The sequence below is a fragment of the Palleniella muris genome (genome assembly GCF_004792655.1).
Lineage (GTDB): Bacteria > Bacteroidota > Bacteroidia > Bacteroidales > Bacteroidaceae > Prevotella > Prevotella muris_A.
In genome coordinates this window covers 1-25,678 of the sequence record NZ_SRZC01000025.1, presented here as the reverse complement: position 1 = coordinate 25,678, position 25,678 = coordinate 1, and the positions used below count along the sequence as shown (strand labels likewise).

Genomic DNA, 25,678 nt, shown 5'->3' with positions numbered 1-25,678 from the left:
AGTTTCAAATCTTAAAATGTTCCCTTGTTTTTATTTTCTTCGTTTTCACCAATGAGCCCGCCCCATCAGTATCAGCGTCCTCATTTCTCATTCTTGCCGTAAGAATCCGCACAACTTCCCTTGTAGCCTCTGTATCGGCATCTGCATCATGGGCATCATCCAGCTCTATCCCCAATATTTCACATAATTCACCAAGACTCCAGCTTTCTATTTCCGGAATATGACTTAATGCAAGTTGGCTGAATACAATTGTATCAAGGTAATAGGGCTGAAAGTTTCCCCAAAAGTCCTTGACCCCTCTCAGCAATTTTGTCAATTCATTCCACAATCCGGCATAGTTGAATATCTGGGTCAGGAAGCCGATGTCAAACATAATATTCTGTCCAACAAGTATGGGGCGGCAATTTCTCTTCACATCAAATGTATTGTCTTTTATAAACTGAAGAATCTGTTCGCAGGCTTCTATCAACGGCAGTCCTTTCGTTTCGAGAATCTCCATGTTCAGTCCCGACACCTCAAATGCCCTTTCTGTATATTCCATCATTGGAGGCTCCTCAATATCATATTTGCTTTTCAGAGTTTTCCGTTTTGGTTTTCCCAGTGCCTGATATGCGTATGGGGCGAAATACAGGTTAAGCGTGTTCATAACTTCAAACGTATCCATTCTTATTGCGTGAATAGAAAGTTGTGTCGCTCCACATTTCTGACAATCCAGCCCTCCTGTCTCAAAATCAAGGACGAATGCTGTCAGTATTGTGCTTTTTGTTTTGGGTGCTGCCATATTTTATTTATCCTTTACTTCGTTGTAGATTGATTCGATACTTTCAAATAGACATTTTTTTGTCGAATTGTTGTTGACAACATAGTTATAAAAACTTAAATCCAGCGTCAGGCGATAGTTGTCACGTCTCATTCTACAGTCTGGCACATTCCTTCTCCGCCTCAGCATTTTCTTGCGAGTGATATAGACAGAGTATATTTCATATTCGTCTTTCCAGCGTTTCCGAAGGTCAAGAAGTCCCTTTTCGTCTATCACATACACTGTGCATGGCCCGAACACCTGCGCTTTTGTGGCATAGTATCTATAATTGCCGAATACCGAAAAAGCAAGCAGTTCTTCCGGTGGAGGTACAACATCTACAAAGTGATGCTCCCTGCCTTCCTCCTCTGTTTCGCGTGGTGGCCTGGTTGTAAAAGAGCAGATTACATTTGCCCCTAAATGGTTCTGTAAATGCAAAGAGGCAAGTGTCTTCCCAACGCCAGACTCTCCGACTATACACAATATTTTCTTTTTCACTGGCTTCTCCTCCAAATAGTCTCTGATTCTTCCTATCATTTCAGTCCTTAAAATATCAAATAATGTGAATTTTCCAACTCTACAGCGGAAAGGATGTTTTTTGCTGCGCTGCGCACTTTTCGCCATACTGTACAATTGGAATTTATTGTAGGCGTCATAATCTATTACATTGAATCTCACAAACTGTATGGTAAGCTGTCTTTTGCGGTTTAACAATTTATCCAGATAGTTCCTTCTGCCTACGGGTCTTTTCACGTGCCCTATCTCCAATGGCTGATTGGCTGACTCGACAAACCTGTAGTACTCCTCCTCAAAGCTTATGGTCTTTTTGCTGACCTTGGGTATTGGAACATCGATGTCTTCTTCATATACAAATGGCATACTTATAAGATTTTAGTGTAAGACTTTGGCGTAATATTCATCGCAAGCTTCTTTTCATAATCGCTATATTTTATCATGACGCCCGATATGACCATGTGCCCGACTTTGCCAGTAAATATGTCTCTTTTGGCTTCCCATGCATCCGGCCAAAGAATTACTGTCGCTATATCGGTATTCTGACGTATCTGAACTTTGCCGAAATGTTTTGTCTCACCTGTTTTCTTGTCCTTAAAAGACTTTTCAGACACTTCCGTAATAGTAGCACATATAGCAGGATTGCTTACCTGACTTGATTGCTCATAAATTGTATTTAGGGCACTTAACGGATAGAAAATAAAGTGTGGGGCTTTTTCCTCATTGAAGATGCGCTCATAGTCAATTTCTCCCATGCCGGAAAGTTTTATCTGCTGTTCTGACCAGAAGTAATGCTTGTCACGCAAGTCCTCAGGAATCTCCGTCGGCTTAATGACGAATCCAAGATGTGAAGCCGCCCTTGCCAATATGCCATAACGCTCGACGACACTCAGCACATTCTCTACTTTATCAAAAGCACCGGCAATAATCAAGTGCTTGACACCCCTTGCATTGACAGGACAACGGTCATATTGCTCTTTTGTATCCGGGTCGTCCCAATATTGATATTTCTTTAGCTTATACTTGAAGATACGGTCTATAAACTCTTCAATACTGGTGTAGGGACCGAATTTATCCCTGTCCTCCATGATGTATTTCACTCCCCGTACACCAAGTTGCTTGATACGGCTGAGTGACCAATGTATGTTTCCCGTGTTGAAGTCTGTAATGAAATCTGTACCGGAAACGTTTATGTCTGGAGCCACTATTGTTGTGCCGCCCATAATCTTCATCTCTCGCATCAATTTTGGCAGTTCCTTTTCCTTCTGATGCTTCAGTATGACAGTATAGAAAGCTGTGGGATAATATGTTTTAAGCCAAGCCCCTATGTAGCCTGTGAGACCGTATGCCGTTGCGTGGGAATTGTGTGTAACAACTCCATTGCCAGTTGTGAAGGTATGGTACGGAGCTTCCATTTCCACATCATACACATCCTTTTTACCGACATAATCAATAGCTATTATTTTTGATGTGCGCGTATAGATGCCCTTACACCCCATTTTCGTTCTTCCCATTACGTAATGTTTCTTCTTATGACAGCTAACACAAAGCGTTTGCAAATTGTTGAAATTCTCACCAGCTATACCATGACATCCATTGATGTGATGAATTTCCAATCTGCAATTTTCCGCACCACACTCTTCACAATAATTTTTCATTAAATTATTCTTGTAATATTTAAGGCGAGTGTATGCCGTGTCACGATGAATAAACCCTTCATGACCTACGCGAGAGTTGTATGTATAATGTTCCACATTGGCATTTGAGTGGTATGCTGTATTATTAATTCGCCCTTTGTCTGTAAAACGGTAACATGTATCCTCTTTGACATATCCAGCGCGCACATACATTTCGTCCACGCCAACGATTAATTCATCTGTACGCTTAATGCCATTCACAGTTGGATGACGATGGTTAGATGTTACATCTATTGTTTCCCCAGTTTCCAAAGTGATTCGGTATACAGGTCGCACTCCCTCATACCGAATGTCCTTTACTCTATTTATTACAAGTCTCTTTTCTGCATTCAAAGACCAGCATGTACCGTATCCACAACGCAAATATTTACTGCGTAGAGAAAGTTTATTATGTCTTTTTGCCCATTGGAGGTCATTCATAGTCTTATATGCTTCCGCAATGGTAATGGCGTTTTTATTGCCATGAGTTTTATGACGCCCCCAAAGATATTCATCTCCACAGATACACTTGTTGAATGAATACTTTGCAGCATCTTCTACATTGCTCCATATCCTTTCAGCAGCCTCTTTAGGGCAACCATTCTTCTTTGCTCCATCAAAATACTTATCCTTGAACTTACGAACCTTCTCCAGTTTCTTCTTACTTAATGCCTTCACCAAGTTTACACCATCAGCAAGGGAAAGACTGCCAATTTTCTGTGCAGTCTGAGAGATTTGTTCCTGGTAGCACATATAGCCAAATGTATCTTTCAGGATATCGTATGTACTCCAAAGATATTCTGGCGTTTCTTGACCATTCTTGCATTTGACATAACCAGCTGCGGCACCAGAGTCCAATGTACCAGGACGAAACAGGGCGACTGAAGCAATAAGGTCGTTTATGTTATCAGGTCTCATACCCATAATGTAGCGAGTAATACCATCACCAGACATCTGAAATACACCTTGTGTCAATCCCTTTCGTATCAACTGATAAACCTTCTGATTGTTCAAATCACCATTCAGAATATCATCAATAGTGATTGTTTTGCCATAGTTCTGCTGAATCAATCGAAGCACATCAGCAATACGTTCTAGCTCAACGATACCAAGAACGTCATTCTTCAAAAGTCCAATGGCATCAACATCATTGCCAGATATTTCCGATACAAGCAATCCATCCATCTTACGCACTGGCAATACATTAAAGCACTCTACCTTTTGACCTTTGACATATTCAGGCACAACAATGACAGCACTGGCATGAATACCTGCTGAACGAGGTTGGTACATCAATGGCAGAATATCCTCAAAGACTTCATAATTTCTCTGAATGTAGTCACGAACCTTCTTGTTTTCAAATGCAAGGCGCATGACCTTACCCCTCCTTATATTGTCATTCTTTCAGTTTTTGGATATAAGCAAAAAATAATTCGCAAATTTAACACCCCTATTTTTGTGTCAAAATTCATAACTACTTGATAATCAATGCGTTAGCTTTGCGAGTAATTTCTTTTGCGTTTTATTTTTCCCACTTTTTAACACTCTCAAAATACCCTCAAAAACACCCCAAAAACAGGCTAAAAAACACTCCACACAGAAAAACATCCCCTTTTCAGCCCTCCACAAAAAAAACTTTCAAAAAATTTTTCCACATTATATACCGCCTGTGTATCCGTACATTTCTAAGCCCCTATAAATCAGTTCGCCAACTGTTTTTGCAGATTCGAAATTTTTTATTAGTCTTGTAGATGTCAGAACGAAACAACACAGCGGTGTTAACTGATAGTCTCCGGCGTAATACAGTAGGCACGGCACTTTTCTTTGAACGGCTTAACATGAAACGTTTCAACTACACCACACACCCCACAACAAATAACGGTGTAGTATCAAGAAGTCAACCACACAACCAAATGAACGGTAATATTAAACCGTCTCTACAGCGTCACAATGTCTTAACATAGGCGCAAAATGTAGATGGCAGTCACATTCGAAAGGTGTTAATGTGTGACACTTTGGAAACGATGCAAAGGGACAATTATAGGGGCTTGCTAACATACAGCAGATGGCGTGCCGTGACTATGTTAGCCCCCTTGTGGGTCGGTAGCAAAATACAGGCAAAATAGGTTTATTGCACACCGGGGGGGGGGGGGGGGGTGAACTTGGTGTGCAGTGGGTTCGACTCCCACTGCACACCAATCATTAACAAAAATCAACAACTTAACGCTTTTGCAGTGGGCACCCATAGGGTGGAAACTGCCAGAATTATGACAAAGAAGACAAATGCAACCGTTTCAGCAACAACAGTACGTAAAAGCGCAAAGTCTGTGCTTGACATGACAATGACCCTTAAGGCGGTTTGTGCGCAAATCAACTCAGCCATGAAAGATGAGTTTGAGAATGACGGCACAAAAATGTCTGTGCGTGAATGGTTTGCCCTTATGGGCTACAAATTCGGTGCAAAGGGTGTAACCCCGTCAGCGCTCGCAAAGGTGTGGCATGAGGAAATGCGCCTTGACGGTGATATGGCAGTATGGCGCAAAATACCGGCAAAAGTTGGTACAGGCAAAGACGCCAAAATTGTTTATGAATGGAATGCGAAAAAGGGTGAATTTAGCTCTGTGGGCGAGTACCACCTTGTAAAGTGCGAAAAGTGGACCGCTCGTATGGTTATCATGGGTCTCATTGATACATGGAACTATGACGCGGTGAAAAATGCGCATGCAAAGAACACAAAGGCAATTGCTGACATTAAAAAGTTCTATGTAACGGAAAGCAAGACAGCTACGCACAAGAACGTGAACACAAAAATGCGTGAAGTGTCAAAGGATGAAATTACTTTCTAATAGGCATAAAAAGACGGGGTGCTGTAACGCCCCGTCTAAAAAGTCCTGAATATTTCAGGCAAAGGCGGACGGCCTGAACCGTCCATAAAACCGTTATAAAATGATGATAGTATTTATTATTATTTTCGTTTTGCGGCTTGTCTCCAACAATAGAGATTAAGCCGTGGCGGTGGCACACCACCACCGCCGTAACGGTTTTATTTTGCAAAGATAGCGAATAATCCGCAACGGTGTATATTCCGTTAAGGTTATTTAGCAAAAAAAAGAGGTAGACACCATCGAAGGCGCACGTGCGAGGGTTACAGATTTTGGCGTTTGAGCCGTCACCCTCATTAATAAAAAACGACTGAAACGACCAACAAAAAACTACTGCAAAGAAATGACAAGCGGAGCGATACCGCCAGCAGTACAAAATTAATAACAATCAAATGCAAATATTATGAACGAGCGATTTTTTGAAAAGTTTATAATGACTGAGTTTGTAAAAGGTCATTTGAATACACAGACGGCTGTAAACGATATGTTATTACTTATCGAAAAGAAGTTGCACAAAGACAAGATGGAGGCGGCGGCGTTCCTACGTGCTGTCATTGGGTTAGCATAAAAAGACGGGGATGCCACCGACACCCCCGTTCAAGTCCTGAATATTTCAGGCAAAGGCGGACGGCCTGAACCGTCCATAAAAACCTTTATTTTATGGAAATACGCTTTTCTGTGAAAGTGTGGCATTTCAAAATAACGTTAATATTCAGCGTTTAGCCACACGGGCGGGTTAAACCGCCCTAAAGGTTTTATTTTGCAAAGATAGTGAATAATCTGTAACGTTGCGCATTTCGTTAAGGTTATTTAAGACTTTTCTGTGGTACGCCTTGGGCGTGGTCTTCGATGTACAGCCACGGAGCCAATTATTAATCAAAAAAAAGAAGACATGAAAGAGTTTATCGTAAAGAACCCGTCATTTATGTTCGGGTTAGTTTCAGCGTTAGTAATTTGCACCCTGTTTTGGGTGACTTATTTCGAGTGTGTTATGAACTTTGGTGGATTTGCTGAATTTGTTCAGAATCATCCATTTGCGGATGTTCTCACAATTTACACAATATTGCCAACCTTTTTAACCCTCTTTCTTGGGGGCGTAATTGGTAAAGAGGAATTTGACGAACTCAAAGAAGACAAAAGGAGGAACAAGAAATGAATAACAAAACACTATTTTTGAGCATGCTCTTGGCAAATGCCATAAACGGGTGTGCAGACGAGATTGTGAACTATGCCGAGATAAACGAGGCGTACAGTACAGCCGTAAAAGATATGGAGGAAGCGTAATGAAACAGTGCACTATATGGGTGACGGGTACGGCAATAATCACTCCCGTTGCATTCAGCTTAGCCTGGGGAAGCCTCTGGAGCGTACTTTTCGGGCTTATATATGCTTTTGGCGTGTACTTGTCAGGAACAACAGACAAGGGGCGCAAATTCTGGCGCAAGTGGTGTAAAATCAATTTGCTTATAACCGCAAAATTAGAGCACCATGAAGAAGCGTAAAGTCATAATAAAGGGTGTGGAGTGCAGTCTTTGCACGGCTACAGCCCCACTCCACCAAAACGTGGAGGTAAAGCCAGCAAGCGCAATTTGTGCAGGGAAAGCGACACGCAAGAACTGCAAGCGCGGAGGAGCTGATTTCTGTACTGTGGCACAATTTTACAGAAACAGCCGTGCAACATCCGAATATTTTAGCAAAACAGACAAGGCAGAGCGTGAACACCTGAAAGAGTTGATACGGCGAGCCAACAAAAACATGACTCCATACGAGCAGATGCTTGTACGTATGAGAGCCAAAACAGTATAAATCAAGACCCCGCCTACAGGAGCGGACAACAAAACAAAATGAAAGCAAAAATTACAGTTATCTTAATCACACTTGGCACTTTTGGAGCGTGGATTTATGCACATTCTTACAAACTTCCACCAGCACCTATGGTAGAGTTAGTTGCCACACCAGCCTCAGAATACGCACGACATGAAGTGCGCCCAGGGACACAGAAAACCCAAGAGTTGCAAGAGACAGAGGACAGCCTGTACAGATGTGCCCACACAATATGCACACGGCTGATGCAGCGTAATGCAGAGTGCTTTAATGTGGTTGACGAGGAGACCGTAGAAACCCTCAAAGCCTACGAGGAACCGAGACTGTGCGTGCTTATTTCAGCACTCAACCAATTGCAGGAGGACGGAGACCTTTCAGACATCTATGACGATGATGAAAGCACTCTTGCAAAGTATGACGCAATAAAGGCAAAATACTACAAACTTGTTCTCAATAGATAGTCCGTAACATTCTTTCACAAAATTTAAGACACATCCTGCCACTGACGGGGTGCGTTTTTGAGTACTTATATACAAAACCAAAATTTAAGGAGAAACAAAACATGCAGACAATTGATTTCACAGCAGTTTTTAATGCAGTCACAACGGAGGCTGAAGTTCAGAGCCTTATGGCGAAACTTGTAGAGGGCGCACTGAAGGCAGGACACGAACGGATTGCGGAGTTTGGCAAGCCAGAAAGCAAGGGCAAGAAAAAAACTGTGGTAACTGTAGAGACTAAAGCCAAGGAGTACAAGACAACAACAGAGCGCAAGCCCGTTGAGGAACGCCGCAAGGAGCGTGCAGCATATATCCGGGCATGCAAGCCAGGTTCGAGCGTGGAGGTCACAGTGAAAGATTTCCGCACAAAGCAGGACATTCAGAAGAGCGTGAGCATACCGACAAAGGCTCAGTTGAAAGAACTTGACCTGAAAGCCGTGGACTACTCGGAAAGTTCTTTCGTAGTTGTCGGCAACACAAAGGAGATAAAGGACTACCTGAAGCACATCCTTGGCGGTACGTTCAACCCTTGCCTAAGCTGTGGTGCGGGCTGGGTGTTCGCAAAGAATGTGCAGGGCGATGCAGTCATGGAGGTGCTTTCACTTACGATATAAACTGATTAAAGCATTTTATCATGGCAAGAAAAAGAATCAAGACCGCAATGGTTGACGGGAAAAGAGTGGTCATTATGGACAAGACGTTCCAAAATGGACCATTCAGAGACACAGTCAAAAACGCATACATGGCCGCGTCATCAGGCTCTTTGGAGCATACACAGGAATGGGTTGCAAAGCGTGTTTACGCTCAGACAGCCGAGTTCCGTGCAAAACAACGCCGTCAACATGAAATCAAGGCACTGGTTAAATAATAAAACAAAACAGGCATGAAACAGAGTATCATCAGGCAGATGAGAAACATTGCCGCAGTCAGGAACAAGATGACCAAGAAAATCACACGAATCATCCTTAACTAAAACGAGAAACGAAATGAAAGATTTATTCTTACTCTCACAGGCACGTCAGATTGCGGAAAATGCGACTGACGACGCCATGGGCGTTGCCGTAAGAATGCTCATAAAGCAATTCCTGGCAATGAACATCGCAGATATAAAGCCGATACCCCAACTTGCCGTGAAGCATTTTACGGGCGAGAACAAGGGGACATACGTTCTCAGCGGAATCTGTATGGATGCGGACAACAAGGTAGCAGTCGGAGCGTCACCTTATGCGCTCCTTGTCAACCCAGCTGAGTTCAAGAGCGTTGCAGGAGTCAAGCAGGGGACTGTTATCGTAGATGCGGAAAATCGAAGCAAGAAACTTGACGGAGCTTTCCCCGACTATCAGAAACTGATTCCTGCCGCAAGTGTCACGAAACCGATTGTGATGAGACCGTTGCAGGACATTCAGTTTGACGCAAAATACGCAGTGGTTGACGCAAGGATGAACGGCTATGACTTGCCTGTGGTGAGAGTCGCTGACAAAACTGACAGCCAGTGCGCCGTATACATCGCAGTCATAAGGCTTCCGTTGTTCCTGCGTGCCAGACTTGACGGTTGGGAGGCGGAAATGTTGAATGAAGACATGCTTGTGCGCCCTCTGGTCAAACGCTTTGAGGACGGCAAGACAATGCTATTAATGGTGGTGAATCCATAAAAACAACAAAAAATGAAGGCAGACAAGAAATTATACGAAGCGTGCAAGTTGCTTGACCAGCCGATTTCACAGGTCAGGGACAAGGTGATTGGCAAAATTGACGAGTTTCTGGAGAAGAACGGCATCGTTGAAATCACAAGTATGGAAATATTTTAGTTTACAGACATTATGGCAAAAGAGAAAATGAATGATTTTGAGCTTGCTATCAAGGCTTATCTGGATGAAAGAGCCGAGCAGGACTCACTTTTCGCACAGACGTATGCGAAAGAAAACAAGAGTATCCAGGAGTGCTGCCAGTACATCATAGGCGAGGCAAAGAAGCGGACTTTCAGCACTAACGGAGGTTCCATGTCCGCCATATCTGACGAGGAGGTGTATGGAATGGCGGTTCATTACTATGACGAAGACGACATTAAGGTTGAGAAGTCAAATGACTCCGTTAAGGTGACGCATTCAGGTAAGCCCAAGGACAAGGCTAAGGCTAAGGACAAGAAGGTTGCTTCCGTGGAATTTGAACTGTTCTGATATGAAACGTATGACGAAAATTCAACAGGAAGTTTCCCTGCTGTCCTCTGAATTGCCAGAACTGACGCTGAGACAGGCAATACTGCTCCGTCAGCATCTGGTGAAGGAGTCAGCAGAGGGCTTCCTTTACAAGGGTGTTGCACGGTGTATGGCTTGCGGTCATGTCTGGAACGCCCCTGTCAACACAATTGGAGCGGAGATGACCTGCCCGTGCTGCGGTTCACGGCTGAGCATGACCAACAGCCGCAAGACCTCATTGACGAAATCACGGGTTGAATACGCAACCATCTCGGAGGCTTTCAAGGGCTGGCAGGTGACAAGGACATACGTTGTAGAGCATACGGTTCGGAAGGATTGCAGAGGCATATACGACTATCATCTTGTTCAGGAATGCTGGGATAGCATAAAAGGGAATGTTCTCTTTCAGGCTGGGAAGACGATGGGGTTCTGGTATTGCAGAGAGGGCAAGGGCTGGGACTATGGAGTGCATATGCGGAACAGCCGTGAATACTACCAGATGACGGCAAAGACAGAGGTTATTGACAGTGTCATTTCTGAGTTACGGAAACGTGGATTCTTACGGAAGAACAGTCACGGTTTCTATCTTCAGCCATTGTTCAGGGCACTTCTTTCTCAGCCAGAATTTGAATCCTACTGGAAACGAGGGCTGTACAAATTGTGTGACAGGCTTCTCAACAACAGGTGGAGTGCGGAGATTGACGGCGCCATCAAAGTTTTCCTGCGTCACAACAGAAACGGCTGGACTTCAACAAGTCACATGAACGACTGGTTTGACATGGTGCAGGCTTTACATGAACTTGGCAGGGATATTCACAATCCTCATTATATCTGTCCTGCGAACTTTCAGGAGGCTCACGACCGCTGGATTGAAGCACGACGCAAGCACAGGCAGGAGGTTGAAAGGCAACAGAGGCATGACGAAGCTGTCGCCAAGGCAAAGGAGCAGGAGGAAGTGGCAAAACGTTATCTGGACGAGCGTGGAAAACAATTCGAAAATCTCCGAATTGTCGGTAAGGGCATTATCGTTCAGGTTCTCCCTGACGTTCAGGCATTTATTGAGGAGGCGGACGAAATGCAGCACTGCGTGTGTCAAATGGAATATTACAACCTTGACAAGCACCCAAACTCGCTGATACTTTCCGCCAGATGTGCGGACAAGACAGCGAAAAGACTGGAGACTGTGGAGGTTAATCTTGCAAATTATTCCATCGTTCAGTCCCGTGGACGCTGCAATTCAACAACCCCAAGACACGAGGATATTGTGAATCTGGTTTCCTCAAATATGCAACTGATTAAACAATATCATCACAGGAAAGTATAAACCAAACTTAAATCAAAAATGGAACAAAAACTTTATATTCTACTGACAGTCAACGTTGATACGAACGGCAGTCTGGGCTACAGCATGGGCAAATACGAGACTCTTTCCGAGGCTCAGAGAGCGGGCGAGAACGCTCTCATCGGTTGGATGGAGTGGCAGGGGTTTGTAGAAGAAGGCAAAGAGGATAGTGGTTATACGGGACGGCTGTGTCGCATTAAGCGTTACAGTGACAGTTGGGCGGAGGCTTGCGATACTGACAGTGTTGCGGAGTTCGACTATATGGTGGAAGTGTTCTAAAATACGCAACAATTATATGGCAAAGAAATCTGAAAGGCAAGAGCTGCTTCAGCTTTACAGAGAGCTGATGACAGACAAACACATGATTGTCAGAAATGAAGGCAGACGTGAAATTATAATATACTCCATGACAAAGCCGGACGGCAAGACACTGTCGATTAGCTATGCGAATCGGGAAGACTTAAGAGGATGGAGAGAACCAACACCGGAGAGTATTGTGGAAAAACTCCTGAAGAAGAGCCGACAACACGCCACAACAAAACGGAAACTGGAAAAGTCATCACTTGCCACACAGAAGGAAATGGCATGGATTGGTGAGCACAGGGCGTTGATTCCATACCTGCTTGAATACGCGGAGACAAAAGACACGGAATACTGTTGTTTCCGGGACTTTATCTGTAAGACCCGACTAAACAACGGCATGGGGTTTGGGGCATGGTGGAGAAAAATCGTAGGTATTGGCACATGGCAGCTAAAATGGAGAACTTCTCAGCAATCAGAAATATTCAGAAAACGTAAGCTTCCTGAATTTAACCGCCATACAATCCTGTGCCTGCCGTTGGCGTGGCTACCGAAAGAACATACTGAAACAAAACATTAAAACTATGGCAAAGAAAAGCTACAACAAGGAATACATTGAGAGAACCACCTCAAAGTATATGGAAATCATAGGCAGCAAGGTGGAATATGACTGCTGGACGCAAATCTGCCTTACCGTACAGAATGCTGTGAAGGCAGCCGGAACTGTGTGGGGATTCGCCACGGACGAGCAGAAGGCAAATATGGGAAGATTCATTAACGAGTTGGTTGTCAATGGCGTATTGTTGAATATCGACAATTTTGATATAACATTCAAAAAGAGGAAACAGGAACAATGAACACACTTTACTGCGCAAAATGCGGCTCCACTGACGTTCAGATTATGGCATGGGTTGACGCAAATACAAATGAATACAGAGGGGATGTGAATGACCCGCTGGAACTCAAGGATTGCTGGTGCGAGACGTGCAAAGACCACGCCGAACTGCTGACAATAAGGTTGCTTTGGAACCGCTTTGCCGAAATTCCAGTCAACAATGATGACGAGATAGAGGAGCCGTTTCTCAACTTTGAGGCAGGCACATGCAAATTCGATGTGTGGCACTGGTTTGACAAGCGGTGCCCGCATAACCTTTACAGGGATTTGATGTATATAGGCGAAAAATAATCACTAAAAACAGATAATATGAGTACAGATAAGATTCTTGCAATGTTCTTCGACACCGACCGATGGACTTATGCCATTGAGAAAAAGATTGCCGGCTGGAGATGCAGAAAATAGGCGAATCACTTTAGGCAGACTTCATGCAATGGGCTGAGCGTATTTCAATCGCAAGGCGGTTCTGCCCCCGTCCATCCCGAGATGAATCGGTCCCCGCCTCGCAATATCTGACTGTTACAGAAATGCCCGTGCCAGCGGTTGCATGAAACAACAAGGGTGAAACGGATACAGTGAGCCGGCATTATTTACCAAGAGCTTCAGGAGTCAACTTTCACTGTCTGACTCCCGAAGCTCCTACATCAAAAAGTTACAGCAAGCCCTTAGCCGGTGGCTGTGCCAAAACATCAGAGTAGTGCAACTCTTCACAAGCCTAAGAGGACATAGTTTAATACACTGGCAGAAATGAAGGATTCTTTCTACCGCGTCGACTTCGCTTTCGACGTGGTGCGTTTTCCTTCACTCCACCAGTGAAATATCATAAGAATACAGTCATGCACCAATATCCTTGAAGGCTTTATTTTTAACAAATAAATAAACATGGCAAAACGACAACGGAAATATAACGTGTTGCTCTCGAGACCGGCATACGTCCGCGTTGAGATTGAGGCAACGAGCAAGGCTGAAGCGTGTATGCTTGCCGTCAACAGGGCTTACCAAATTGCGGAGGAAAAGGGATATTCCTGTTGGGGAGGCTTTAGGGCACGTGACCTTCAGGAAATTAAATGATTAACAGTAACGTATAAAAACAAAAAGAACAATGGCAGAAACAAGAAAATTCTGGTGCCACTACATCGGCACCGACGACAAGCCAAAACGCAGATCTATGGAGTTGGAACTGGTAAACATTCCCAACTCGGACGTAGCTCTATGGTGTGAAAAAGAGCAGGACTCCGGATATGGCGATGAAACGTATTATTACTACTATCCATACTGCATAGTGGGCGAAAATGTCGCATTCGGGACACGGCACTTTATATCAAGCAATGACATGGAGCTTTTTGCAAAGACCGAATCCGACTGGCGGTCATGGGCTGAGGAACATTTCTGTGACGGCGAAGACTGGTGGATAGAGGAGTCCATTGCAAAATATATTGAGGATAACAGGAAAGAGCGTGAATGCCGCCTGAACCAGTTGCGGAGCCTGGTGCATTGTGTTGATTTCATGATAGAGTCCGCACCAAACTGCTGGATACAGATGTCCGCTATCAAGGCTTGTGAGGAGGTGAATCACCCAAGACTGGAGGAACTGCGCCTTGCACGGGAGAAATGCGTGAAATACCGGGAAGAGCAGGACAGACTGGAGAGAATGAAGCGAGAAGAGGAACGTAAGGCTGAGGAGGAGCGCAAACGTAAGGAATTGGCAGAGGGGGAAGCACGCTTGGCTGAACAGGAAAAGGTTTTCCGGGACGGAGGTATGATTGCCGGCGAGGACGTGGTGACTCTCTGCCGTAAGTACGGAATAAAAATGCACCTCCGTACAGTTCATAACCTGCAACAGGTTATATCAACCATTGACGGTAAGGGATATTGCAGATATTGCCAGCAGACAGGGAAGCGCAAGCCTGTGCTTGACGGCTGCTTCAAGGTGTCAACTGAATTATATGATTTCTTGAACAAACAACAGTAAAACAATAAAGACATGAAACTTAAACTGACATTTACAGGAAAGTGTGGACTTGGCTATCCTAAGTACAAGGATGAAGCGGGACATGTCTACGTGGACGTGGACTTTTCCGACGACCCACGAAAGCCAACAGGACTCCACACTGTCATGGGAGATTTCTACGAGCCCGCCCATCCCGTGAAATGTGATGAGATTGAGGTTGAGGGGTGGACGGAGCAAGACCAGATACAGAAGAATTTCAAGCACGAGTACATGATGCTGTCCAGTCTTCAGATGAGAGTGCAGTACAAAATAGAGAACGGCATAGCGGTTGGCGCCGCAATCATCAGTGATATGCGCCGCTACTACGACATGCTTCCCGTCAAGCCTGAATGGTGTACGAAAGAGAATATAGACAATTACGAACAAAATAAACTTTAAGCCATGAATGTATTTACAGAAAATCATGATTTCTACCCTACCCCAAGAGCTGTCGTAGAGCGTATGCTTATGGGCGAGGATGTTGCCGGAAAGACAATTCTTGAACCGTCTGCCGGGAAGGGAGACATATGCACCGTTCTCCGTGAGTTCGGCGCATCCAACATCCTTGTGTGTGAGAATGACGAGCATAACAGAAAGCTGCTGAAAGGGAAATATGACGAGTTCCTGTGTGACGACTTCCTTCAGCTGACTGCGGAGCGTGTGTCCCACGTTAACATGATTGTCATGAATCCTCCGTTCAGCCGTGGTGCGGAGCATATAAACCACGCCTTTGAGATTGCGCCCCCGGGATGTACGGTAATTGCGCTGTGCAACTCTGCAAACTTTACACGAAGTTTTAGGAGCGGGAGCATAAAACTGATGGAGGAGAACATCGCCAACTACGGTAGCCGTGAGAACCTCCAGAGCTGCTTTGACACGGCAGAACGCAAAACCGATGTGCAGGTGTCCCTCATCAAACTGTACAAGGAGGGTGAGGGAAGCAGTGAGTTTGCCGGCTATATGTTCGAGAATGTAGACAGTGATCCGCTTAACGGCAACCATACGAAGGGCATCGTGGGCTACAATCTTGTCCGTGAGCTTGTCAACCGCTATGTGTCGGCTGTCAGGATGTTTGACGAGACAATGGAGGCGGCAAAACGAATCAATGACATGGCAAGGTTTGACGACCCTGAGGATAATGGAAAGCCTGAATACTGGAAGGCTAATATCCCGATTAAGTTCGATGCTGTCAAGATTGACAACAAGGGGATAGGGGGCAAGGTTACACGCAACATCTACAAAAAGGAACTGAAACGCTACTACTGGGGCATTATCTTCCGCAAGCTGAACATGGAGAAGTACACCACCCAGGAACTCAGGGAACAGCTTAATAAGTTCATTGAGACTCAGGGCTGTGTCCCGTTCACGATGTACAACGTTTATAAGGTTATCGACATGGTGATACAGACTAACGGACAGCGCATGCGGAGGGCTTTGACTGAGGTATTTGACAGAATCTGCGCCTTGTCTGCTCAGAACTCCACTGCCGGAGAGAAGTGGAAGACAAATTCCAATTACATGGTGAACAGGCGGTTCATTGCAAACTATATAGGCGATTATGATGCCCGTTGGCCACGTGAGTACGTTACAATCCGCTACGGTGGCAACGCTGACATTATCGATGACTTCTGCAGGGCTTTGTGCTGGCTGACGGCAACGAACTATGACGACATCGGAAATTTCCGGAGTTGTGCCGGTTACAAGGATGATAAGGTGCGCAAATGGGGCGAGTGGTTTGAATGGGGCTTCTTCAGGGTGCGTGTCTACAAGAAGGGCACCGCTCACTTTGAGTTTCTTGACGAGAAGATATGGCAACGGTTCAATATGGAGGTGGCCAAGTCGAAGGGCTGGAAACTCGGTTCAAAGGAGGATAAGACCAGAAAGCCACGAAAGAATAAGGAGGCAAAGGAAGATACCACGGTGCCTGCCGTTGTGGAATACCCGATAGAGGCAGGGACCGAGAAAACTGAAAAGATTGATAACAACCAAACTTTATTTGACATTTTATAATTTTATAGTTTATGGAACAGTTAACGAGAACGTCCGATGCCGTGACAATCAAAAGATATTTTGACGGCATACTGGAACTGTCAAGGCAGCACAACGAGTTCCCGGTAGACCTGGACGATGTGTGGATGCTGGCGTATTCGAGGAAGAATGAAGCTGCAAGAGCTTTGAGGCGAGACTTCATGGAACACGTTGATTATCAAGTTTTACGCAGAAATGCTGAAAACCTAAAAGGAGGAAGACCTACTGAAAAATGCATGCTCTCCCTACCCTGCCTCGAGTACTTCATTGCCAGAAAGGTTCGCCCGGTATTCGAGGTATATCGCATGGTCTTCCACAGAGCAACAGAGGAGCAGTCAGTGCCACGTTCCTTTGCCGAAGCGTTGCAGCTTGCCGCAGACCAGCAGAAGAAGATAGAGGAACAGGAACTGCAAATCCGCCTGAACAATATAAAGATGGCGGAGGATAAGCCTAAGGTTGATTTTGTTGACGATTATGTCGACATGCCGGAACAGACAGGCGACGTTACTCTGACAGAGCTTGCCCAGATGATTTGCGCAAAAGGTTACGAGATTGGTTCCAGACGGCTGTGCGAATGGCTGCGTGAACATAAGTATCTCTACAAGGACGACAAGGTCAACATGCCCACCCAGTACTCGCTTAACCTGAAACTGATGACGATATATAAGTTTGACAGGTGTGTGGGCAATGACGGCAGGATAAAGATTCGCAGGCAGACCAAGGTGACTCCGAAAGGACAGCTGTATTTCTGCGATAAATTCCGCCAGCTGCGTGAGAACGGTGAACTGAAACTGCCGAAGCGCAAGGTGCGGACTGTGCGTGAAAAATTGGAGGAATTTGCGCAGAATAATCCTGAGTTCAAGAAAATTTGGGACAGGGCGAACAAATTTGAGGAAGCCCAGCGCAATATTTTCGGACAGAATACGTTAAAATAAATAACCCACATGGCTACAATCAAATATCGCATTGATGGCGTGGGCTGGACTTTTGACACTCTCAAGGATGCCAAATACCATGTTTTCCTCGCATATACCCGTGAGGAGCGGAAACTATATTTGCGGGGTTGCAGTATAGTGGGCGTCAAACATGGTGAAGACTACAGTATCACACACATCCGAATTGATGACGAGGGCAACTACTTCTTTTCCAAAACGGAGAAGTGCTGACTTTTACTAAAACTGCTGGGCTAACGGCATGACGGGCATTTATATACTATAAACAAACCTTTTATTTAATCAGATATGAACAGACAACGTAGAAAAGATTTGCAGAATGTCATTAAGACATTGCGTAATATCTTTATAATAACTGACAGGGAGGAAGTCATTGAAACCCTGGAGTCAGCTATTGACGATCTGGAATATGTCAGAGCTGATGAGGAGGAAGCGAGAGACTCCATGCCAGACAGCCTTCTCTTTACGGCAAGATATGATGACATGGAGGACAATATCGCAGACCTTTACGACATTACAGGGGCATTATGCGACATGATTGACGACATCGCATCCGATGAGAGAGTTGATGCGTCAGGCATAAAGGCGGAGATAGAAAATGTTATTCAGAAAATTCAAACGGTTATTGATAGATGAGGAAATTCATACATGATTTAATACACGACCCTGAAGTTAGGGACGGATTATTCTACCACCTGATGATGTGGCTTATTGGCTGTGGATTTTGTTTCTTCCCGCTGAATTTTATTGTGGTTCATCTTTTGGAAACAGCTATAGGTGTTCTTTTTATTATATTTGCTGTCCTTACAATGGGTGGACCGGGACCTGATATATTTCTGGTTGGGCACCCCGACCCATGGATAACTGCCTATGTGTTGTGTGGAATTTGGACTGTGGGCGTACTGATAGTGGGATTCAGCGAGTATGAAAAAAAAGAAGACAACTCACTGCCAGAGAAAAATGCACAAATGTCCATGCTGGTCGGACAGCTTCGTAGTTTTTCAACCGAAAACCTTAACCAACAGGAATTTAGGACTTTCTTATCCGACGTCTACTGTGCAACCGAGGAGGCACGAATGCTGCTCAATCGACTAAGAAGCATAGAGCGGAAGAATGCGTCCGACCAATGGTCATCAGTATATAGGAATGCGTATGCAGAAGCCGAGAAAGCGCAGCATAATTATAATCGCTTGCAGGAATTGAGTGAAAAATTTGCCATTAACACTGCCATTCCAGAATATATTGCGAATTACAGCAGAGGTGGAGACGATGGTTTTTTGTCTGTGGTGGGTGCATTGTTAATATGGCTTCTTGGCTGTGTCCTAAGTTTTCCACTGAGCATTATTATCGGTCGTATTATAGAGATTGTAACGGCAAAATCTGTCATAGCCGCCTCCGTGCCATGGAACATTATTTACACTTTGTGCGGTATCTGGACTGTTTTGAATATAATTTATAGATGCATAGAACGTATTAAATGGCGGCGTAAAGGGAAGGAAGAGCCTGAGAAATGTGCCCGGTATAAGGGACTGGATGACATGTGTGCAAGGTATGGTATAGTCCAGCGGGAAAGCGAACGACGTAAGCACCTGGATGATATGTATGTGAGACTGGACAAAGTCAAACACTATGCCGACCTGGACAGCATGCAGGAAAGGCAGAGCGCAATCAAACAGACCAAAGACCGTCTCCAGGAACTACGCCGACTGACAGTAAAATGGCGAAACATGGTAAATTTACAGCATGAGCTTGACAGCATGAAGCGTGATTTGGCAAATATGAAGCGGGGAATGTCGCAGAACAAATGTATCAACAGGCAGAAAACACTGGCTGATATAGAAGAATGCGAGGAGGATATAAAACTCAAAAAGCAAGAAATTGCCAGAGTTCATGACGAAATCATATCACCTGAGAACGGGATTGTCGAAGTTAACGGTATTGTGCTTGCCGAGGTCGGGGACGAGTACTATTATTTCCCGAAACTGACAGTTGTTGACCCGAATAAGCTGTGTGAGCCGAAAGAGAATGTGCTGAAAAGAATTAAGGCAGGCGACCAAAAGACCATACAAAAGTTTCTTCGCAACATTGGCGGTACAGAACTTATATACATCTGCGGTGATTACTACTATTACCCGAGTCTGACACGTGTCGGAAGTGTGGCACTGGCAACACTCATGAAAAACGACACACCCAGCACTGCCGGCAAAAGACCTGTGCCTGTGGCGAAAAAGCAGGAAAGGCAGGAAAGATTCCAGCAACTGAAGAACAGCGACAAATATCATGAACTTCAGACTCGCAAGGAAGAGGCATTAAAGTCTGCCCCGTTAACCAAACAGCAAAAGAAAGAAGCAATCAAGGAGGCGCAAATGGCTGTCGAGAAAGCTGAACAGGCATACAAAAGGCTTGTGAAGGAAGAAAAGCTGCTGAGACTACGTGCTGGCGACAAGAGTGCACTGAAGGAATGTCGTCGTGATGTCAAGGGAGTCCGGCTTGTCAAGGTATGCGGTGATTATTACCATTATCCTGAGTTGACGCTTGTCGGATATAAGGAACTTGTGGAACTGGGATTGGAATGATGTTTATGGCTAAAATTAGAAAAGTCCGGAGTAAAGCGGTCAAAAAGTTCGGAGTCCTTTTGCAAAGTCATAAAAAAGTACTATCTTTGCACAAAGAAAAGTCATAACTATATGAAAAATAAATTATATATTCCAAGAATAGCAGACAAATTGGGCAAAGTTCATTTGCTGCCAAATCTGGCAAGCAAACAGGTCACGAAATGTTAATAATTAAGTCTAAAAACAAATTAGTCTAAAATCTCATTGTTTTCTCAGAAAAAGCACTACCTTTGTACACCAAAAAGTGTGCACAAGCAAAGTACATCACTCAAACAATGAAATCAAAGGCATTAGAAAATCTCAGTTCGGCGCAAATACTGATCAACAACAAGCAATTTACCACTAGCGTGCATTGCTCATACTATGCCGTTTTTCAATATATGAAGTACGCATTGTCTAAAAGCACATTCCGCCCAATCGATTATTTCACACAAGACTCACACAATGGAGAGTCTTCGCACGAATATATACTCACAGAGGTCAAAAATCGGATTCAGACAAATCCTCGCAATTTGAGAAGTTTTACTGAAGGAGTACGTAATCTAAAGCAGAATCGAGTAGATGCAGACTATCATCTGAGAAATTTCAGTGACATTGAAGGTATAGAATGCAGAGATAATGCTGAGAAATTAATAAAGAACCTGAACAACTATTTTGACAACCTATGAACAAAGAAAATATCGAAATTCAGTTACGTAATTGGTTCTCCCAGATGACCAAGAAGTACAGTTGGCTTCGCATTAAATTCGAATTCAACGAAGTCCGTGGTGTATTTCTGGTATCCTTCTCACCAGTATGTCAAATTGAGCTCTCAGACGAATTCAATTTCGATGCAATGAATTTTGCTGATGAGATGAACGCTACTTATGGTAACGAAGCTCCACTTTTTACCGATGAAGAAACCCTTTTTCGACTCTCTGCTGAAGCAGAAGTTATATCTTCACACGCATTTGTCTCTTTTGGCAAACCCTCCACCACACTTATCACAGTTCACCAACAGCGTGCGTATGGTTCATGGACATCAGCTGCCAACACTACAACTGCACCAGCCGGCAAGAACTTTCGTCAAACCCAACCAGCAACTTATGCTTTAGCAGCATAAAACTTTTATATGGATAAGCAAATTCCTTTTCGAGTCGTAGGACTTCAGGTTGATAATTTCACCCTTACTAGCAATAAACTGCAGGAAGATTCACCTATAGAGGTACGTACCAACTATGAGTTTGGTGTAATACCCGAGCAACATCTTGTAATGGCACGCCTTACTTATACATATTTACAGGCAAAAACTGAACTGCTCCAAATGACTCTCATAAGCACTTTCGACGTTAAACCTGAAGCATTCAAGACTATGCTACAGGATACAACATTCACACTTGAACCATTCTTCTCGCAGTATCTCTCTACCATTAATGTAGGTGCTGCACGAGGTGAGATTCATGCGCGTTGTGAGCAGGCTGGTTCAGAACTTGCTAACGTAATCCTACCACCGGTCAATCTTGTCGAAGCTCTTCCTGATCCGATTGTCATCTCATTAATGTAATATTAATGAGATATAAACAAGAATCCCGCTATCTGAGCATCCAGCTCGGGTGGCGGGATTCTTCATGTATTACTTTTCATATAAATAATCCTTTCATGAAAAAGCAATGCCCAGTAGCGAATCCCAAATTTCCTTTATCTAACATGAGTTCGATATAAGAATTATGCAATAAGGTTTAGGTCGAACTCAGGTTATATTATATCAATAACCGATTTGGAGTGAAATCTGAATCGGTTATTTTTTTGTGTATTCACAAACAGTTAATGTATATTAATAAACGAGAAAATAATAAAATGGTTAACACAAACGGGACACAAAATGAGTACTACCATGTATCAATTAAACTTTAAGTAAAAATGGCAAAAAAGAAAGAAATCACAAAAGAAGCACAGGCATGGCTTGACTATGCCGAGTTATCAAATTTTCTGTTGCGTGACAATGCTCCGCTAAAAATCAATGAGACACCGGAGGACAGCAAGTTCTATAAGCCTGCAAAAGAACTGGCTGAGGAACTTGAACTAAACTGGAATGAACTCACTCAGGACGAGTCCAACCGCATAATGATAAACATGCTGAGCGACTACTTCATGAGCATCCAGGAGAGTAAGGATAAGCGTTACGTACTTGATATTACGGTGCGTGAAGCAGATAAGAAACTAAAGGAGAAAGAAAACGATGAATCTGCCGACATGCAATCTTAAATTTCTCCTTACCGATGAAATGATTCTCAGGGCGGCGGCTATCTTTGACTTGGATGAAGCCACCCTGAGACGGCTTAACGACATGGCATTGCTAAATACTGAGTATATCCGCAACGCTATAATCATCAGGGACTACGAGAAACTGACAAAGGGACTTCTTTACCTTGCGCAGGACAACAAGGCATACACGTACTCTGAAATAAGGCAGGCTATAGCCAAAAAGTATCGTGTCACACCAGAACAGGTCAGCCGGCAGGTTTCCAGTAAGACAAAAAAGGGGCTCTTCTATTGTAAGGAGTGCGGTAAAATCATGAAAGAAGCTGAATGGAAACGCACTGGAGGTGTATGCAGCTCATGTTTCGTTGACCAAATAGAGATGTGAGTTACTTTTTATAAGAATTGATACAAATAGTTTATTACATATTAAATACAAATGAACAAGACAGCAAAGAAAATCATTGTAAACCTCAAGTTTGACCGCAATGCAGACGGTAAGATTGTTGGATTCGTCACCAAGTATAACGGAGCATGGCACGGATGCAGGGCTGAGGAGTCCAGACCAAAGAAAATTGTACTCCTTGACATCTCACTGACAGATGTGGTTATGCCCGGAGTGCTATATCGGGTCGGACTGATACCTATGCGTGAGGACAGAGGCTTTGTGGCGATACGTGCTACACCGGTCCAATTTGATGCCTTTATCGAGACTGTGTTCGACGGCGACATTCCTCATATTGAAGTGAAGTTCGGAAACAAGACCATTGTATATCGTCCGAATTCCTCCATGAGCAAGTACTCTGATATTGATAGGATTGCAAGCCACATACTAAGACGGCTTGACATACGCAATGTCTATGAGGTCACACAAAATTTCCTCATAGCAGCCAATACTCTGAAAAATTATTGTCTTAAAACTGCCTGACATGACAACGGCAATGATTGATTTATCAAAGGGGATTGCCGTTGATGCCGCCCACTCCATAAAAAACAAAGTAACCGAAATACAGGGCGTCGACCTTGAAACTGGAGAAATTGTTTTTTATAAGGAGTTGGGCAATCAGACAATAAACATCGGAGAGTTCCTCGCCATAGTGGAGGGAATAAAACACATTACCAAATACAACAAGCCTAAGATTATATTCTCTGACTCCGTTACAGCCATCAGCTGGGTAAAACGCAAAAGAACAGCGTCAAAGAAACGGAACAAACATGTACAAATGGCAGAGATATACCTGAAGGTTGCGGCGTATTGGGTGGATAAGGTTGAGATAATTCACTGGGATAATGAAGCTTGGGGAGAAATTCCGGCTGATTTTGGCAATAAGTAATCAAAACATACTATAATAAAATGACAAAAGAAAACGCAGAAACAGCATACAACAAACTGAATGCACTCATAAATGTCGTCCTGGGTGCGGCAAATACCATAGCCGGCAGATGCCTGTACAATGCAATAGAGGTACTTGCAGGTGATAAAAGGCTTTATAGACACGAATTAAAGAGACTTGCGAATGAAGCAAAGAAATATTTTGACAGCTACGAACGGACACACATGGACAACTTCGGTGAAAAACACCAGTTGTTCCTTGACTATCTTGATGGTGTAGAGGATGAGGTTATGCCGCACGCTGACACGATGTACTGGAGCATCAAATCCGCATTGGACAGACATAATGAATCCGACAGTGAGCTAAAGGCTAAGGTTCTGCTTGCACACGTGTTACTTGAATACTCATGCCAGGTATATGATGACCTGATAGAGAAGACACGCACATCATCAGGATACAATTTTGACAGATTCATGCGACCGGCAAGGCTGACAAGGGTTTTACACTCCTGGGATGGCATTTGCGGAATTTTGTGCAAATCAGAGCATGATATTGACCTCAACTCGGAGCCAAACTGCCTGCTTGCATTCAGAGTCATTAAGAGAATATTGCAATCAGGAGAAGCAATGAACAAAGCCGGTTATAACGCCTTGATGCTGAATCCTGAGTTTATAGAGGAAATTGGCGATGAAGACTTTGAGATTTTGAAAAACATGGTAAAAGGCAGATAAAGATAACAGAATATATAAGGAAAACCAATGATGAGAAAATTTTACAAAAAAAGCACTCCTGACGGATATGTCGTTGTAATGATGGAGGAGCATACCGTTAAGCCATTACGGTGTTTCGGCTGGAACCAGTCCGCTGCAATAGAGTTCTGCGACATGCTCAATAATCGGTTCTGGGAGCGCAAGGACTATCAAATCAACGGATGGGCGAAAACGTTCGACATTAACAAAAAATTCTCGTACCCAAAGTTAACGAGTACAGGTATACAACTCCATAGGTAGAAAGATAAATAATGAAAAAATCAAAACAAACCCGCTATCAGGTAGAGATGACCGAGGAGCAGCTCCGCCTTGTGATTGACTGCATAGAAGACTGTTCACGCTTCATGGCAGGACAGACAGAGATGACGAACTGTACGGCAAGGCTTGACAACAACCACGAATTGTGGAATAGCCTCAGGGAATTACAGCCGTTGGTAACTCCTGCACTTGGATGTGGAAGCAGTTACAGCTGGAATGGCGGACACTGCCCGAACGAGCAGCAGCGCAAGTTTATCGCACAGACATACTACCTGTACAGGGAGATGCGCCACCGCCTGACGACGGCATAAAGAACGTATATACCAGCGACACTCTGAGATGTGAGGAATCAGGCGAGCCGATAATAGTTAGAAGAATATGACAAAGGCAATGTGCAGAATTATGCGCAGATGGAAATTTGGAAAACTTTTGTAAAATATTTTTATTACATGAACAAAAAATAATAAATAAAAGATATAATCCAATGAACGAGAACATTAATTTAGTAGAAATAGAACTTGTTCAAACTAATTTATATTCGTTAATTATTCGCTAAAATACAAAAAATA

General features: G+C 43.9%; 38 protein-coding genes. 35 read left to right on the top strand and 3 right to left on the bottom strand.

The window, feature by feature from the left end; translation table 11 throughout:
* Positions 1-4: 4 nt before the first annotated feature.
* The 3 genes from E5358_RS12755 to E5358_RS12745 are packed head-to-tail and all read right to left on the bottom strand — an operon-like array spanning position 5 to position 4,362.
* Entirely contained in the window at positions 5-781 is a 777-nt protein-coding gene (locus E5358_RS12755; protein WP_135940565.1) for a 3'-5' exonuclease, read from the bottom strand.
* 3 nt (positions 782-784) lie between these two features.
* On the bottom strand, positions 785-1,678 hold the full coding sequence (locus E5358_RS12750; protein WP_135940564.1) for a nucleoside/nucleotide kinase family protein: 894 nt from the start codon (positions 1,676-1,678) through the stop codon (positions 785-787).
* A 2-nt stretch (positions 1,679-1,680) separates the two neighbouring features.
* Positions 1,681-4,362, bottom strand: coding sequence for a helix-hairpin-helix domain-containing protein (locus tag E5358_RS12745; protein ID WP_135940563.1), 2,682 nt, complete (start codon positions 4,360-4,362; stop codon positions 1,681-1,683).
* An 893-nt stretch (positions 4,363-5,255) separates the two neighbouring features.
* Here E5358_RS12745 and E5358_RS12740 point away from each other — a divergent pair.
* From E5358_RS12740 to E5358_RS12590, 35 genes are all read left to right on the top strand, one after another.
* Positions 5,256-5,834 (top strand): hypothetical protein, encoded by a 579-nt coding sequence (locus E5358_RS12740; RefSeq protein WP_135940562.1) that lies wholly within the window; start codon positions 5,256-5,258, stop codon positions 5,832-5,834.
* A 439-nt stretch (positions 5,835-6,273) separates the two neighbouring features.
* Entirely contained in the window at positions 6,274-6,438 is a 165-nt protein-coding gene (locus E5358_RS15135) for a hypothetical protein (RefSeq protein WP_168354670.1), read from the top strand.
* A 324-nt stretch (positions 6,439-6,762) separates the two neighbouring features.
* A complete protein-coding gene (locus E5358_RS12735; RefSeq protein ID WP_135940561.1) occupies positions 6,763-7,026 on the top strand; it encodes a hypothetical protein in 264 nt (87 codons plus the stop codon).
* On the top strand, positions 7,023-7,154 hold the full coding sequence (locus E5358_RS15430) for a hypothetical protein (protein WP_277821301.1): 132 nt from the start codon (positions 7,023-7,025) through the stop codon (positions 7,152-7,154). The genes E5358_RS12735 and E5358_RS15430 overlap by 4 nt, the downstream gene beginning before the upstream one ends.
* Complete coding sequence (locus E5358_RS12730; RefSeq protein WP_135940560.1) at positions 7,154-7,372, top strand: hypothetical protein; 219 nt, start codon at positions 7,154-7,156, stop codon at positions 7,370-7,372. Before E5358_RS15430 ends, E5358_RS12730 begins: the two co-directional genes overlap by 1 nt.
* Positions 7,359-7,676: a hypothetical protein gene (locus tag E5358_RS12725; RefSeq protein WP_135940559.1), complete on the top strand. Its 318-nt coding sequence runs from the start codon at positions 7,359-7,361 to the stop codon at positions 7,674-7,676. Before E5358_RS12730 ends, E5358_RS12725 begins: the two co-directional genes overlap by 14 nt.
* Positions 7,677-7,714: 38 nt before the next feature.
* Entirely contained in the window at positions 7,715-8,155 is a 441-nt protein-coding gene (locus E5358_RS12720) for a hypothetical protein (protein ID WP_135940558.1), read from the top strand.
* Between the two features lie 101 nt (positions 8,156-8,256).
* A complete protein-coding gene (locus tag E5358_RS12715; RefSeq protein ID WP_135940557.1) occupies positions 8,257-8,805 on the top strand; it encodes a hypothetical protein in 549 nt (182 codons plus the stop codon).
* Positions 8,806-8,825: 20 nt separating this feature from the next.
* On the top strand, positions 8,826-9,059 hold the full coding sequence (locus E5358_RS12710) for a hypothetical protein (RefSeq protein WP_135940556.1): 234 nt from the start codon (positions 8,826-8,828) through the stop codon (positions 9,057-9,059).
* 118 nt (positions 9,060-9,177) lie between these two features.
* Complete coding sequence (locus tag E5358_RS12705) at positions 9,178-9,843, top strand: hypothetical protein (RefSeq protein ID WP_135940555.1); 666 nt, start codon at positions 9,178-9,180, stop codon at positions 9,841-9,843.
* A 12-nt stretch (positions 9,844-9,855) separates the two neighbouring features.
* Positions 9,856-9,999, top strand: a complete 144-nt coding sequence (locus tag E5358_RS15130; RefSeq protein WP_168354672.1) for a hypothetical protein — start codon at positions 9,856-9,858, stop codon at positions 9,997-9,999.
* A gap of 12 nt (positions 10,000-10,011) precedes the next feature.
* Complete coding sequence (locus tag E5358_RS12700) at positions 10,012-10,368, top strand: Cas9 inhibitor AcrIIA9 family protein (RefSeq protein WP_135940554.1); 357 nt, start codon at positions 10,012-10,014, stop codon at positions 10,366-10,368.
* Positions 10,369-10,378: 10 nt separating this feature from the next.
* Positions 10,379-11,710, top strand: a complete 1,332-nt coding sequence (locus tag E5358_RS12695; RefSeq protein ID WP_168354671.1) for a PcfJ domain-containing protein — start codon at positions 10,379-10,381, stop codon at positions 11,708-11,710.
* Between the two features lie 18 nt (positions 11,711-11,728).
* Positions 11,729-12,007, top strand: coding sequence for a hypothetical protein (locus E5358_RS12690; RefSeq protein WP_135940552.1), 279 nt, complete (start codon positions 11,729-11,731; stop codon positions 12,005-12,007).
* Positions 12,008-12,023: 16 nt separating this feature from the next.
* Entirely contained in the window at positions 12,024-12,608 is a 585-nt protein-coding gene (locus tag E5358_RS12685) for a hypothetical protein (protein ID WP_135940551.1), read from the top strand.
* A 4-nt stretch (positions 12,609-12,612) separates the two neighbouring features.
* Positions 12,613-12,885: a hypothetical protein gene (locus E5358_RS15425; protein ID WP_277821300.1), complete on the top strand. Its 273-nt coding sequence runs from the start codon at positions 12,613-12,615 to the stop codon at positions 12,883-12,885.
* Positions 12,882-13,214, top strand: coding sequence for a hypothetical protein (locus tag E5358_RS15420; RefSeq protein WP_277821299.1), 333 nt, complete (start codon positions 12,882-12,884; stop codon positions 13,212-13,214). Before E5358_RS15425 ends, E5358_RS15420 begins: the two co-directional genes overlap by 4 nt.
* A 591-nt stretch (positions 13,215-13,805) precedes the next feature.
* Positions 13,806-13,994 carry a hypothetical protein gene (locus E5358_RS12675; RefSeq protein WP_135940550.1) on the top strand — a complete coding sequence of 63 codons (189 nt, stop codon included), beginning with the start codon at positions 13,806-13,808 and terminating at the stop codon, positions 13,992-13,994.
* A 31-nt stretch (positions 13,995-14,025) separates the two neighbouring features.
* The gene (locus E5358_RS12670; protein ID WP_135940549.1) at positions 14,026-14,895 is read left to right on the top strand and encodes a hypothetical protein; all 870 of its coding nucleotides are present in this window, start codon (positions 14,026-14,028) and stop codon (positions 14,893-14,895) included.
* Positions 14,896-14,907: 12 nt separating this feature from the next.
* On the top strand, positions 14,908-15,312 hold the full coding sequence (locus E5358_RS12665) for an LPD11 domain-containing protein (protein WP_135940548.1): 405 nt from the start codon (positions 14,908-14,910) through the stop codon (positions 15,310-15,312).
* A 3-nt stretch (positions 15,313-15,315) separates the two neighbouring features.
* Entirely contained in the window at positions 15,316-16,923 is a 1,608-nt protein-coding gene (locus E5358_RS12660; RefSeq protein ID WP_135940547.1) for a class I SAM-dependent methyltransferase, read from the top strand.
* A gap of 11 nt (positions 16,924-16,934) precedes the next feature.
* Complete coding sequence (locus E5358_RS12655; RefSeq protein WP_135940546.1) at positions 16,935-17,876, top strand: phage antirepressor KilAC domain-containing protein; 942 nt, start codon at positions 16,935-16,937, stop codon at positions 17,874-17,876.
* 9 nt (positions 17,877-17,885) lie between these two features.
* Positions 17,886-18,107: a hypothetical protein gene (locus E5358_RS12650; RefSeq protein WP_135940545.1), complete on the top strand. Its 222-nt coding sequence runs from the start codon at positions 17,886-17,888 to the stop codon at positions 18,105-18,107.
* 75 nt (positions 18,108-18,182) lie between these two features.
* Complete coding sequence (locus tag E5358_RS12645; protein WP_135940544.1) at positions 18,183-18,530, top strand: hypothetical protein; 348 nt, start codon at positions 18,183-18,185, stop codon at positions 18,528-18,530.
* 257 nt (positions 18,531-18,787) lie between these two features.
* Positions 18,788-20,470, top strand: a complete 1,683-nt coding sequence (locus E5358_RS12640) for a hypothetical protein (protein WP_135940543.1) — start codon at positions 18,788-18,790, stop codon at positions 20,468-20,470.
* A gap of 314 nt (positions 20,471-20,784) precedes the next feature.
* Positions 20,785-21,177: a HEPN domain-containing protein gene (locus tag E5358_RS12635; RefSeq protein ID WP_135940542.1), complete on the top strand. Its 393-nt coding sequence runs from the start codon at positions 20,785-20,787 to the stop codon at positions 21,175-21,177.
* Complete coding sequence (locus E5358_RS12630) at positions 21,174-21,611, top strand: hypothetical protein (protein WP_135940541.1); 438 nt, start codon at positions 21,174-21,176, stop codon at positions 21,609-21,611. The genes E5358_RS12635 and E5358_RS12630 overlap by 4 nt, the downstream gene beginning before the upstream one ends.
* Before the next feature lie 201 nt (positions 21,612-21,812).
* Positions 21,813-22,052 (top strand): hypothetical protein, encoded by a 240-nt coding sequence (locus tag E5358_RS15415; RefSeq protein ID WP_277821298.1) that lies wholly within the window; start codon positions 21,813-21,815, stop codon positions 22,050-22,052.
* A 356-nt stretch (positions 22,053-22,408) separates the two neighbouring features.
* Positions 22,409-22,753 carry a hypothetical protein gene (locus E5358_RS12620; protein ID WP_135940539.1) on the top strand — a complete coding sequence of 115 codons (345 nt, stop codon included), beginning with the start codon at positions 22,409-22,411 and terminating at the stop codon, positions 22,751-22,753.
* On the top strand, positions 22,728-23,135 hold the full coding sequence (locus tag E5358_RS12615) for a hypothetical protein (RefSeq protein ID WP_135940538.1): 408 nt from the start codon (positions 22,728-22,730) through the stop codon (positions 23,133-23,135). Before E5358_RS12620 ends, E5358_RS12615 begins: the two co-directional genes overlap by 26 nt.
* A gap of 51 nt (positions 23,136-23,186) precedes the next feature.
* Positions 23,187-23,675 (top strand): hypothetical protein, encoded by a 489-nt coding sequence (locus E5358_RS12610; RefSeq protein WP_135940537.1) that lies wholly within the window; start codon positions 23,187-23,189, stop codon positions 23,673-23,675.
* 1 nt (position 23,676) lies between these two features.
* Entirely contained in the window at positions 23,677-24,081 is a 405-nt protein-coding gene (locus E5358_RS12605; protein WP_277821297.1) for a ribonuclease H family protein, read from the top strand.
* 20 nt (positions 24,082-24,101) lie between these two features.
* Positions 24,102-24,812: a hypothetical protein gene (locus E5358_RS12600; protein ID WP_135940536.1), complete on the top strand. Its 711-nt coding sequence runs from the start codon at positions 24,102-24,104 to the stop codon at positions 24,810-24,812.
* A gap of 27 nt (positions 24,813-24,839) precedes the next feature.
* The gene (locus E5358_RS12595; RefSeq protein ID WP_135940535.1) at positions 24,840-25,091 is read left to right on the top strand and encodes a hypothetical protein; all 252 of its coding nucleotides are present in this window, start codon (positions 24,840-24,842) and stop codon (positions 25,089-25,091) included.
* Positions 25,092-25,102: 11 nt separating this feature from the next.
* Positions 25,103-25,420 carry a hypothetical protein gene (locus E5358_RS12590; protein WP_135940534.1) on the top strand — a complete coding sequence of 106 codons (318 nt, stop codon included), beginning with the start codon at positions 25,103-25,105 and terminating at the stop codon, positions 25,418-25,420.
* Positions 25,421-25,678: the final 258 nt, after the last annotated feature.